Below are 11,857 nucleotides of genomic sequence, written 5' to 3' on the forward strand. Positions count from 1 at the left end.
GAGAACGGCACCGGAACCCGGTGCCGTTCTCACGTCTGCTGCCGGTAGCGCTGCGCTGCTAAACGGCCGCTACAGCCGCGGGCTGCAAGGGCATGCGGGTACTGGAAAGCAGCTGTTCGTAGATGTAGCACTGCAGCAGCGTCAGCTCGCGCTCGGCCAGCACGTCGAAGGCCACGCCGAAGGCCGGGAAATCGGCATCGTCGCTGGCCGCGCCGGGGGCCGCCACACGGACCCAGCCATCGAGGGTGACCTCGCTGTCCAGTGACGCCGTCCGCAGCTTGAAGCGCAACCGCAGGCGGCTGCCCGGTGCGGGCGCCGGTGCGGTGGTCTGCACCAGTGCGCCGCCGGTGCTGAGGTCTGACAGCAGCGCCAGGCGCGCCGCACCGGTGTCGGTGCCGTCGTCGTCGCCGGGCTCGGTCAGGTAGGCCGCCAGCCGCGTGGGCACACGCGCCGCCTTGCGCACCGGCGTTGCATGCTGCTGCACCGGCGCCGACAGCACCAGGTAGCGGAACGGGCTGCGGCAGACGGCGGTGATGGTCGAGGTGAAGCTGTGGATGGCCTGCCCGGAGAAGCCGCGCAGCAGCACGGCATCGCCTGCCTTCAGCGGCAGGTCGCGCCCGCCTAGCTGTGGCCAGGTGACAAAGAGGCCCTGCTCGATAAAGCCGATCAGCCGGCTGGCAGCCGGGCGCGCGGCCTCGCCGTCGAGCTTGATATGCAGCAGCGTGCCGACCTGCAGGCCGAGCGGCCCGGTGGCCGGGCGCAATTCGTCATCGGCATCGTCGTGGCCATCTTCGCGGCAGACCACGCCGTGTCGGAACACCAGCGCCAGGTCGCGTTCATCGGGTATGACGTTGCCGCTGCCGAGCACCAGGTTGCCCTCGCCATCAAGCAGCGACCAGGGCAGCGGGTATCCGACGGGAAGATCGTTAGGTTTGAGCTGGATCATGGCTGTTCGCAGTAGACCCCGTGATGGACGCCACGGGGCGTGGCAAGCCCTGGGCGGAGCTGACGCGCAGGATCCGCCACCTGTATTGGGTTTCTATCGGCGCCGGCGCGGAGAAGTTAAGCGCTCAGCGATTGACCGAGGCCGCATGTGTAGCATTCGCTCCCTGCGGAAACCTTGACGCGACGCAAAGTTAGCCGCAAAATCACCGAAAGCTGTCTGACAGCCTGACACATTAAACCATGACCATCCTGCCTCGCCCGGCCTCGCTGGCCAGCCGCATTGCCCAGACCCTGCACGACGACATCCTCGCCGGCCGCTACGGCGCGGGCGCGCGCCTGCCGGCTGAGGCGAGCCTGGCCGACACCTTCGGCGTGAGCCGGCCCATCGTGCGCGAGGCCATCGCCCAGTTGAAGGCCGATGGCGTGCTGGTGACGCGCAAGGGCTCGGGTGCCTATGTGTCCGAGACCCCGGGCGGCCAGGCCTGGCGCGTGGCCAGCGCGCCCGACGGTGGCCCGACGCTGGCGCAGCTGTTCGAGCTGCGCCGGGTGGTGGAAACCGCCTGCGCCGAAATGGCGGCGCAGCGGCGTACCGATTCCGATATCGACGCCATCCGTGCCGCGCTGGCGGTGATGCAGGCTCAGGCCGACGGCCACGGCGACATGCCCAGTGCTGCCGCGGCCGACATGGCCTTCCACCATGCCATTGCCGAGGCCGCGCACAACCCCTGCTTTACCGGCCTCACGGATTTCGTCAGCCAGCAGATGCTGGCCGCGCGCCGGCGCGCCTGGGAGAACACGGCGCGGCTGAGCGTCACAACCGGCGCGCCGCGGGCCGCCGACCAGGAACATGCGGCGCTGGCCGAAGCCATTGCCGCCGGCGACGCGGCTGCCGCGCGCAACGCCGCGCAGCGGCACCTTGCGGCTGCCGCCACTCGCCTCGGCCTGCCGGCCTGAATCCCGAACACACAGGACATTGGAGCAAGGAACAACCATGGAACAAGTGGATTGCGTCGTCATCGGCGCCGGCGTGGTGGGGCTGGCGGTGGCACGGGCGCTCGCGCAGCAGGGCCGCGAAGTGATCATCCTGGAAGCCGAGAACGCCTTCGGCACCATCACCAGCGCGCGCAACAGTGAGGTCATCCACGCCGGCATCTACTACCCGGCCGGCTCGCTCAAGGCGCAGCTGTGCGTGCGCGGCAAGGCCATGCTGTATGACTATTGCGCCAGCCACCACGTGGCGCACCAGCGCTGCGGCAAGCTGATCGTGGCCACCAGCGAGGCCCAGGTGGCCACGCTCGAAGGCATCCGCGCCAAGGCGGCTGCCAACGGCGTCGGCGACCTGCGCCTGGTCAGCCGTGCCGAGGCGCAGGCGCTGGAGCCGCAGCTGCAATGCCATGCGGCGCTGCTGTCGCCGTCGACCGGCATCGTCGACAGCCACGGCCTGATGACCGCACTGCTGGGCGATGCGGAAAACGCCGGCGCGATGCTGGCGGTGCAATCGCCGGTGCTAAGCGGCGCGGTGACGCCGGACGGGATCCGGCTGGAGATCGGCAGCGAGGATGGCAGCGCCACCACGCTGCTGGCGCGCACGGTGGTGAACTCGGCCGGGCTGACCGCGCCCGAACTGGCGCGCCGCATCGATGGCATGCCCGAAGCCCATATCCCGCCGCAGTACTACGCCAAGGGCTGCTATTTCACGCTGGCCGGCCGGGCGCCGTTCTCACGGCTGATCTACCCGGTGCCCGAGGCGGCCGGGCTGGGTGTGCACCTGACCATCGACCTGGGCGGCCAGGCGCGCTTTGGCCCCAATGTGCGCTGGATCGACGAGATCGAATACGGCGTGGACCCGGCCGATGCCGACGCTTTCTATGACGAGGTGCGCCGCTACTGGCCGGGGCTGGCCGACGGCGCGCTGCAGCCGGGCTATGCCGGCATCCGCCCCAAGATCAGCGGCCCGCATGAAGTGGCGGCGGACTTCCGCATCGACGGCCCCGCCGTGCACGGCGTGCCGGGGCTGGTTCACCTGTTCGGCATCGAGTCGCCGGGGCTGACCTCGTCGCTGGCGATCGCCGAACGGGTCTGCGCGGCGCTGGCCTGAACGGCGTCATCGCCTTCCGCGCGGAAGCTCATCACCGCACAGAACGCGCCGGCTGCCGCCGCAATGGCGGCCAGCCCGAAGGTATGCTCGGGCGCCAGCGCGTTCCAGGTCCAGCCCATCGCCAGTCCGCCCAGCGTGCCGCCGACGCCGTAGGAAATGCCCGTGTACAGCGCCTGCCCGCGCCCCTGCAGCGGCCCGGCAAACCATGTCTGCAGCCGCTTCAGGCTGGCGCTGTGATGCGCGGCGAAGGTGGCGGCATGCAGCACCTGCACCAGCGCCATCAGCCACGCAAACTGCGCAAAGTAGCCGGTCAAACCGAAGCGCAGCGCCGCCAGCACGAAGGTGCCGGCCAAGATGGTGCGCAGCGCATAGCGCGCGAACAGCAGGCCCTGGTAGTAGAAGAAGACGATCTCGGCGACCACGCCGATGGTCCACATCACCCCGATGGCGAACTTGCTGTAGCCCAGCTTGGCCAGCCACAGCGAATAGAACACATAGAGCGCGGCGTGCGCGAACATCATCAGGAAGGCTGACGCCAGGAACCAGGCCACGTCCGGGCGGCGCAGCAGCGGCAAGGCGCGCGGCGGCGCCGTGCGAGGGCCGTCGTCGGCGGCATCGCGCATGGTCAGCACCACCCCGGCCAGGATCGCCAGCAGCGCGCTGGCCACCCACGGGAACGCGCGCATGCCGACCGCTTCGAACAGCGCCCCGCCCGCCAGCACCGCGCCGATAAAGCCAACCGAGCCGAACATGCGGATGCGGCCGTAGCTATGGTCGAAGGCGCCGTAGCGGCGCAGCGTGGAGATGGTCAGGGCATCGCCCAGCGGCGACATCGCGCTGGTCAAGAGGCTCAGCGTCAGCATCATCGCCATCATGCCGGCGTAGCTGCCGACGCCCGGCAGCATCAGGAAGGCCAGCAGCGAGGTGAACGCGCTCACGCGCAGGATACGCACGCGCGTGTGCATCACGTCGGACAGCCAGCCCCACAGGTAGGGCCCGAAAATACGGCTGACCTGGAAGCTCGCCATCAGCACGCCGATCTGCACCGGGTTGAAACCGCGGTCGGCGAAATACAGGCTGACGTATGGCGAGATCAGGCCGACGTAGCCGTAGTAGCCAAGATAGAAGACCCCGAAACGGGCGTAGTCCGGGCGGCCGGCGCCGGTGGCACCGTCGCCCGCAGAGGGTGTGGCCAACGCAGGGTCAGCTCAGGGGGTCTGGCCGGCCTGCGCGGGAATGCGCGGCGTTTCGACCCGGACGTCGCCGCACTGGGCGCGGTGGCGCAGCGCATGGTCGATCAGCACCAGCGCCAGCATGGCCTCGGCGATCGGCGTGGCGCGGATGCCCACGCACGGGTCGTGGCGGCCGAAGGTTTCGACGGTGGCGGCATTGCCGGCCTTGTCGATCGATTCGCGCGGGGTGCGGATGGAGGACGTGGGCTTGATCGCCAGCGACACGGTGACGTCCTGGCCGGTGGAGATGCCGCCCAGCACGCCGCCGGAGTTGTTGGTGCGGAAGCCCCCGGCGGTCAGCTCGTCGCCATGGACGCTGCCGCGCTGGGCCACGCTGTCGAAGCCGGCGCCGATCTCCACGCCCTTGACCGCATTGATGCCCATCATGGCGTGGGCAATATCGGCGTCGAGCCTGTCGAAGAGCGGCTCGCCCAGGCCCACCGGCACCTTGCTGGCCACCACCTCGATGCGCGCGCCGACGGAATCGCCGTCGCGGCGCAGCGCGTCCATATAGGTTTCCAGCTCAGGGATGATGTCGGCATTGGCCGCGAAGAACGGGTTCTCCGGCACGTGCGACCAGTCCGTGAACGGCACGGCGATCTCGCCCAGTTGCGACATATAGCCCCGGATCTCGGTGCCGTACTGCTCGCGCAGCCACTTCTTGGCCACCGCCCCGGCTGCCACCACTGGCGCGGTCAGGCGCGCCGACGAACGGCCGCCGCCACGATGGTCGCGGATGCCGTATTTCTGCCAGTAGGTGTAGTCGGCGTGGCCCGGGCGGAAGGTCTCGACGATATTGCCGTAGTCCTTGCTGCGCTGGTCGGTATTGCGGATCAGCAGGCAGATCGGGGTGCCGGTGGTCTTGCCCTCGAACACGCCGGACAGGATCTCGACCTGGTCGGCTTCCTGGCGCTGCGTGACGTGGCGCGAGGTGCCGGGCCGGCGGCGGTCCAGGTCGCCCTGGATGTCGGCCTCGGTCAGCGCCATGCCCGGCGGGCAGCCGTCCACCACCGCGCCGATGGCGGGCCCGTGCGATTCGCCGAAGGTGGTAACAGTGAAAAGCAGGCCAAGGGTGTTGCCGGACATGATGGAAACCGCACAGGAATTGGGGACGGCCTCCATTGTAAGGCCAATGCCGCCCCGCTGGCGGCCCGGCGGGCTCAGGCGGCCGTGGTTTCCGCCGCCAGTTCCGGGTAGAACTCGGCCCGCATCCGCTCCATATAGGCCACCAGGTTGGCATGCCCCTCGGCCGCGGTGCGGATCGGCGTGTCGAATACGGGGCACAGCAGGCTGCCGGCGAAGGCAAACAGCGTGGCGTCGGCCCCGCATGGCTGGTTGCCCATCAGGTAGGGCTTGTCGCCGAGGATGTCGGCGATCGAGGTCACGCCCTTGCTGGCCAGCGCCACCAGATCTTCCTCGCTGTGCCGGCCCAGCCCCTGCCCCCACAGTGTCTTGCGCACCTTGTAGCGCACCAGCCGCTCGGCCAGGCCGCGCACCGGCGCCGGCACGCCGCGGAAGAACTGCGCCGGCCCCTTGTCGAAGTTGGCCTGGTCCAGCCAGCGCACCCGCGCCACCGCCCAGTACAGGTGGTCTTCCATCAGCTTCTCGGCAGCCCAGGCGATGCCGCGCTCGGCCGCGCTCAGGCCGGCGTCGAAATCGATGTGGTAGGTCTTCTCGATATGCCAGCGGATCATGGTGGAATCCGCCACGATCCGGCCCATGTCGTCCAGGTAGGGCAGCTTGCCCTTGGGCGCGCGCCGCAGGCTGCCGCGGCGCGCCTGGTAAGGCAGGCCGGCCAGCTTGAGCAGCATCTCTGCCTTGGTGACGAAGGGGCTGGCGTCGGGCAGCCCGAAGGCGGGGCCAAAGGTGTAGAGCGTGATCATCGTGGGCCTGGGTTGCGTGCTATCGATTCAGCGCCAGTCGCCGCGCAGGGCCTGCACCATCTGCTGCAGCCCTTCGGGGGTGGCGGCCTCGGGCGGCACGGGCTCACCCACCACCAGTTCCAGCCGGTTCAGGATGCCGCGCCGGAACGGCCGCGACATCGCCGGGGCGCCCTTGCGCGAGAAGAAGCTGCCCCACAGCCCGCGCAGCGCCATCGGTACCACCGGCACCGGCGTGCGCCGGATGATCTGCTGGACGCCCTGCTTAAACGGGTTGATGTCGCCAGTCGCGGTGATCTTGCCCTCGGGGAAGATGCAGACCAGATCCCCCTCGTCCAGCGCCTGCGCCACGCTGTCATAGGCGCGCTTTAGCATGTCCGGATTTTCGTGCGCCGGTGCGATCGGGATCGCGCGGGCCTGGCGGAAGAACCACGACAGCAGCGGCACCTTGAAGATGTTGTAGTCCATCAGGAAGCGCACCGGGCGCGGGCTGCACGCCATCAGCACCACGGCATCGGCAAAGCTGACGTGGTTGCAAACCAGCACCGCCGGGCCGTCGGCGGGGATGCGCTCGGCGTTGACGCGGCGCAGCCGGTAGATGGTATGGACCAGGATCCACGCGATAAAGCGCAGCAGGAATTCCGGCACCAGCGAGTAGATATACACCGCCACCACCGCATTGAGCAGCCCCACCACCAGGAACAGTTGCGGGATGCTGTAGCCCGCCTGCGTCATCGCCACGCCCAGCAGCGAGGCGGCGATCATGAAGAAGCTGTTCAGGATGTTGTTGGCGGCAATGATGCGGGCGCGGTGCGTGGGCGCGCTGCGGCTCTGGATCAGCGCGTACAGCGGCACGCTGTAGAAGCCGCCGAACATGGCCAGCAGGAACAGGTCGGCCAGCACGCGCCAGTGATGCGGCTCGGCCAGGAAGCCACCGAGGCCACTGAGCGCGGCCGGCGGCTGCCCCTGGCTGGCAAAGTACAGGTCGACCGCGAACACGGTCATGCCGATCGAGCCGAACGGCACCAGGCCGATCTCGACATGGCGCCCGGACAGGCGCTCGCACAGCAGCGAACCGGTGCCGATGCCCAGCGAGAACACTGCCAGCAGCAGGGTCACCACGTTCTGGTCGCCACCCAGCACGTCCTTGGCATAGCTGAAGAACGAGGTCAGGAAGGTGGCACCCAGGAACCATAGCCACGAGATGCCCAGCAGGCTGAGGAATACCGTGCGGTTGCCGCGCGCCAGCACCAGGTTGCGCCAGGTCTCGGAGAACGGGTTCCAGTTGATGCGCAGGTCCGGCTGCGGCGCCGGCGAGGCCGGGATGCGGCCCGACACCAGCCGTCCGGCGACGGCGATGACCACGCACACCGCGCCCACGTACATCGGCCCCACGATCCTGCCGCCCTGCTGCAGCCCGGCCAGCTCGCCGCCGATCAGGGTCCCGATCAGGATCGCGACGAAGGTGCCCATCTCGACCATCCCGTTGCCGCCGACCAGCTCGCTCTCATCGAGGTGCTGCGGCAGGTAGGCGAACTTGACCGGCCCGAACAGCGTGGAATGCAGCCCCATCAGGAAGGTGCCGGTGTACAGCAGCGGCGCGCTGTGCCAGGTAAAGCCGGCCAGCCCAAGCACCATGATGGCGATTTCCAGCGACTTGACCAGCCGGATCAGGCGCGACTTCTCCAGCTTGTCGGCGATCTGCCCGCTGGTAGCCGAGAACAGCACGAACGGCGCGATAAAGATGGCCGAGATCAGGAAGGCCGCGCTGCGCGCGTCCACGCCCTCGAACAGCGCCGTGTGGTAGGTCACCAGCGAGGTGAAGGCGACCTTGAAGAGGTTGTCGTTCATCGCCCCCAGGAACTGGGTCCAGAAGAACGGGGCGAAGCGGCGCAGGCCGAGCAGTCGGAACTGGCTGTGTTGGCTCATGGATGGGCCGGTCGGTCAGGGAACCGCCGCCGAAATGGAAACGCCGGCTAGTGTGCCGGAGCCGGCGCCCGGCCGCCACCCCAACACGACTGCGTGGCGCCAATCGAGGGCTTTTCCCGAAGGAATCCTCAGCCCGGGCTGCCCGCGCTGCCCGGCAAGGTCACTCGGCGTGCTCTTCCGGCCAGTCGCGGATATAGGCCTTGAGCATCTTGTTCTCAAAACTCTGGTCCTCGACCACGGCCTTGGCGACGTCGTAGAAGGAGATCACGCCCATCAGCGTCCGGTTGTCGAGCACCGGCAGGTAGCGCGTGTGACGCTCCAGCATCATGCGGCGGACCTCGTTGACGTCGGTCTCCATGGTGCAGGTCAGCGGCGCATCGTCCATCACCTTGCGGATGCTGGTGGTGCCGACGTTGCCCTGATTGCGGGCCAGCGTCTCGATGATCTCGCGGAAGGTCAGCATGCCGACCAGGTCGCCGTACTCCATCACCACCAGCGAGCCGATATCGTGCTCGGCCATGGTGTGGACGGCTACCAGCAAGGAGGTGTCAGGCGTCACGGTATAGAGCGTATTGCCCTTGATCTGGAGGATGTCGCTGACTTTCATGGTGGTCTCCGCTGCCGGTATTGAAACTGACGGTATCGCTCCGGCCGATGGCACGGGGGGCGATACCGGTCACTTTATTATCTGTCTATGGGTGGGTGGGCACCGTTTGCCCGTTGGCCGATCCTAGCCCAAACCCGCCGTCAAAGTAAAGCGGGAGGCCGGTTTGCGGGCGGCGGCAGCGCGTGGGCGGGCGCACGGTGCTACGATGCTGGCCGGAGATAACTCAAGGCCCACCGACCATGTCCGGAACCCGCTTCGACACGCTGGCGCTGCACGCCGGCGCCGCGCCAGACCCCGCCACCGGCGCCCGCGCCACCCCTATCCACCTGACCACGTCCTTCGTGTTCCGCGACAGCGAGCACGCCGCGTCGCTGTTCAACATGGAACGCGCGGGGCACGTCTATTCCCGTATTTCCAATCCCACCGTGGCCGTGCTCGAAGAGCGCATTGCCGCGCTGGAAAACGGCGCCGGCGCCGTCGCCACGGCCTCGGGCCAGGCCGCGCTGCACCTGGCGGTGGCCACGCTGATGGGCGCGGGCTCGCACGTGGTGGCCTCGTCGGCGCTGTACGGCGGCTCGCACAACCTGCTGCACTACACGCTGCGCCGCTTCGGCATCGAGACCACCTTCGTCAAGGCGCGCGACATCGACGCCTGGCGCGCCGCGATCCGCCCCAACACCCGGCTGCTGTTCGGCGAGACCCTGGGCAACCCGGGGCTGGACGTGCTGGACATCCCCACCCTCGCGCAACTGGGCCAGGATAACGGCATCCCGCTGCTGGTGGATTCCACCTTCACCACGCCCTATCTGCTGCGCCCGTTCGACCACGGCGCCGGCCTGCTCTACCACTCGGCCACCAAGTTCCTGGGCGGCCACGGCACCACCATCGGCGGCGTGCTGGTCGAAGGCGGCACCTTCGACTTCGAGGCCTCGGGGCGCTTCCCTGAGCTGTCCGAGCCGTATGAAGGCTTCCACAACATGGTGTTTACCGAGGAAAGCACGGTGGCGCCCTTCCTGCTGCGCGCGCGCCGCGAGGGCCTGCGCGACTTCGGCGCCTGCATGAACCCGATGGCCGCCTGGCAGTTGCTGCAGGGCGTGGAGACACTGCCGCTGCGCATGAGCCGCCATGTCGACAACACCCGCAAGGTGGTGCAGTTCCTGGTGTCCCACCCGATGGTGGAATCGGTGTCGTATCCGGAACTGGAATCGCACCCCGACTACGAACTGGCCAAGCGCCTGCTGCCGCGCGGCTGCGGCGCGGTGTTCAGCTTCAACCTGAAGGGCAACCGCGTGGCCGGCCAGCGTTTTATCGAGAGCATGTCGTTGTTCTCGCACCTGGCCAACGTGGGCGATGCGCGCTCGCTGGTGATCCACCCAGCCTCGACCACGCACTTCCGCATGGACGCGGCGGCGCTGCAGTCGGCCGGCATCACCGAGGGCACGATCCGGCTGTCGATTGGCCTGGAAGACCCGGACGACCTGATCGACGATCTCAAGCGCGGCCTGAAGGCGGCAGAGAAGGCCATGAGCGCAGGTGCTGGCAACAAGGGAGGGCAAGCCTGATGGAACTGACCATTGCAGGCCAGCCGGCCTATGCCTACACCGGCGGCAAACCGTTCGATCCCGCCCTGCCCTGCGCCGTGTTCGTCCATGGCGCGCAGAACGACCACAGCGTGTGGGCCCTGCAGACCCGCTGGTTCGCCAACCACGGCTTCTCGGTGCTGGCAGTGGACCTGCCGGGCCACAACCGCAGCAAGGGCGCGCCGCTGGCCACCGTCGAGGCGATGGCCGACTGGGTCATGGCGCTGGTGGCGGCCGCCGGCGTGAAGGCGCCGGCCTTCGTCTTCGGCCACAGCATGGGCTCGCTGATCGCGCTGGAATGTGCGGCGCGGCATCCGCAAGCGGTGCGCGGCATCGGCCTGCTGGCCACGGCCTACCCGATGAAAGTCTCGGATGCACTGCTGGACGCCTCGCTCAACCGCGAGGGCGAAGCCATCGCCATGGTCAACACCTGGTCGCATTCGAGCCTGGCCAACAAGCCGTCTTCGCCCGGACCGGGCGCGTGGATGCACGGCGGCAGCCAGCGGCTGATGGAGCGCGTGTCGCGCAACAACCCGCAGGCCCATGTGTTCCACAATGACTTCTCGGCCTGCAACGCCTACGCCCATGGCGAAGAGGCCGCGGCCGCAGTGGCCTGCCCGGCGCTGTTCATCACCGGCACCAAGGACATGATGACCTCGCCCAAGGCGGCCCAGGCGCTGGCCGGCAAGATGGCCAAGGCGAGTCTGGTGACGGTGCCGTGCGGGCATGCGCTGATGGGGGAGCGTCCGGATGAAGTGCTGGACGCGCTGGCGGCCTTTGCGCGCAAGGTGGTTGCGGCCGGCTAGTTCTGGCCCGGATGGCTGGCCGGCGCCGTCGCGGCCAGCCTCCCGGCACCTCGGCGCAGAAGGTCTACACTGCACAAAACAAGACCTGCCGGAGACAGTCATGGCCCACGCCCGCGTGCGCGAATTCGAGAATTTCGCGGCCTTCTATCCCTATTACCTGAGTGAACACCAAGATCGGAACTGCCGGCGGCTGCATTTTGTCGGGTCGACGGTGGCGTTGCTGTGCCTGGTTGCACTGGTTGTCACCGGCAATGCGTGGTGGCTGCTCGCCGCGGTGGTTGCGGGGTATGCCTTTGCCTGGGTGGGGCACTTTGGGTTCGAGAAGAATCGGCCGGCTACGTTTCGGCATCCGGTTTATAGCTTGATGGGGGATTGGGTGATGTATGGGGATATCTGGCGGGGGAGGATTTCGTTTTGAGGGGGGGTGTTTGGGTGGGGGTATGTAGGTCGGGTTTGATGTTGTCGTAGGTTTAATCGCCTGGTTCCGCCCTGCTGGGCGGGTCACTTTTTGTCCGAGCGACAAAAGTAACCAAAAAACGCGTCGCCTCTGGCGGCTGGCCATCAATTTGGTGGTGGGGGTGGTTCGGGCGGCGGTGCTTGCCGTTTGGTGTGGTTGGCCGTTCGAGCCTGCTACGCACCCTGTCTGTGCCCACATCGACGGACTATTGGACGAACCCGACTTTAGGCTGTTGGCAGCCTGCTAAGTACCGCGTCGGTGGGACGCCTTCGGCTGCGCTTCGCGCCGGCCCTAACGTGGCAGGCGGACGACCACGTTCTATT

The 11,857-nt window shown here is 68.0% G+C and carries 11 protein-coding genes; 5 read left to right on the forward strand and 6 right to left on the reverse strand.

Annotated elements, in window-relative coordinates; all coding sequences use genetic code 11:
* Positions 1 to 58: 58 nt before the first annotated feature.
* Complete coding sequence (locus DN412_RS07205) at positions 59 to 946, reverse strand: flagellar brake protein (protein WP_115013866.1); 888 nt, start codon at positions 944 to 946, stop codon at positions 59 to 61.
* A 239-nt stretch (positions 947 to 1,185) separates the two neighbouring features.
* On the opposite strand from DN412_RS07205, the gene DN412_RS07210 reads away from it, so the two are divergent.
* Both DN412_RS07210 and DN412_RS07215 read left to right on the forward strand, forming a co-directional pair.
* The gene (locus tag DN412_RS07210) at positions 1,186 to 1,899 is read left to right on the forward strand and encodes a FadR/GntR family transcriptional regulator (RefSeq protein WP_115013867.1); all 714 of its coding nucleotides are present in this window, start codon (positions 1,186 to 1,188) and stop codon (positions 1,897 to 1,899) included.
* 37 nt (positions 1,900 to 1,936) lie between these two features.
* Positions 1,937 to 3,043 carry an NAD(P)/FAD-dependent oxidoreductase gene (locus DN412_RS07215; RefSeq protein WP_115013868.1) on the forward strand — a complete coding sequence of 369 codons (1,107 nt, stop codon included), beginning with the start codon at positions 1,937 to 1,939 and terminating at the stop codon, positions 3,041 to 3,043.
* Here the strand turns inward: DN412_RS07215 and DN412_RS07220 are convergent.
* The 5 genes from DN412_RS07220 to DN412_RS07240 all read right to left on the reverse strand — a co-directional run bounded on the left by DN412_RS07220 (position 2,965) and on the right by DN412_RS07240 (position 8,691).
* Complete coding sequence (locus DN412_RS07220) at positions 2,965 to 4,239, reverse strand: MFS transporter (RefSeq protein ID WP_115013869.1); 1,275 nt, start codon at positions 4,237 to 4,239, stop codon at positions 2,965 to 2,967. The genes DN412_RS07215 and DN412_RS07220 overlap by 79 nt on opposite strands.
* Before the next feature lie 12 nt (positions 4,240 to 4,251).
* Positions 4,252 to 5,361 (reverse strand): chorismate synthase, encoded by a 1,110-nt coding sequence (gene aroC / locus DN412_RS07225; protein ID WP_078195926.1) that lies wholly within the window; start codon positions 5,359 to 5,361, stop codon positions 4,252 to 4,254.
* A gap of 74 nt (positions 5,362 to 5,435) precedes the next feature.
* A complete protein-coding gene (locus DN412_RS07230) occupies positions 5,436 to 6,158 on the reverse strand; it encodes a glutathione S-transferase C-terminal domain-containing protein (RefSeq protein ID WP_115013870.1) in 723 nt (240 codons plus the stop codon).
* A 27-nt stretch (positions 6,159 to 6,185) separates the two neighbouring features.
* Positions 6,186 to 8,084 carry an MFS transporter gene (locus DN412_RS07235; RefSeq protein WP_115013871.1) on the reverse strand — a complete coding sequence of 633 codons (1,899 nt, stop codon included), beginning with the start codon at positions 8,082 to 8,084 and terminating at the stop codon, positions 6,186 to 6,188.
* A 160-nt stretch (positions 8,085 to 8,244) separates the two neighbouring features.
* Positions 8,245 to 8,691: a CBS domain-containing protein gene (locus tag DN412_RS07240; RefSeq protein WP_078195923.1), complete on the reverse strand. Its 447-nt coding sequence runs from the start codon at positions 8,689 to 8,691 to the stop codon at positions 8,245 to 8,247.
* Positions 8,692 to 8,930: 239 nt separating this feature from the next.
* Here DN412_RS07240 and DN412_RS07245 point away from each other — a divergent pair, with 239 nt between their 5' ends.
* From DN412_RS07245 to DN412_RS07255, 3 genes are all read left to right on the forward strand, one after another.
* Positions 8,931 to 10,253, forward strand: a complete 1,323-nt coding sequence (locus tag DN412_RS07245; RefSeq protein ID WP_115013872.1) for an O-acetylhomoserine aminocarboxypropyltransferase — start codon at positions 8,931 to 8,933, stop codon at positions 10,251 to 10,253.
* Positions 10,253 to 11,077 carry an alpha/beta fold hydrolase gene (locus DN412_RS07250; protein ID WP_115013873.1) on the forward strand — a complete coding sequence of 275 codons (825 nt, stop codon included), beginning with the start codon at positions 10,253 to 10,255 and terminating at the stop codon, positions 11,075 to 11,077. Before DN412_RS07245 ends, DN412_RS07250 begins: the two co-directional genes overlap by 1 nt.
* A 100-nt stretch (positions 11,078 to 11,177) precedes the next feature.
* Positions 11,178 to 11,495 (forward strand): Mpo1-like protein, encoded by a 318-nt coding sequence (locus DN412_RS07255; RefSeq protein WP_115013874.1) that lies wholly within the window; start codon positions 11,178 to 11,180, stop codon positions 11,493 to 11,495.
* Positions 11,496 to 11,857: the final 362 nt, after the last annotated feature.

It is taken from the genome of Cupriavidus lacunae, assembly GCF_003353055.1.
Classification (GTDB): Bacteria; Pseudomonadota; Gammaproteobacteria; order Burkholderiales; family Burkholderiaceae; genus Cupriavidus; species Cupriavidus lacunae.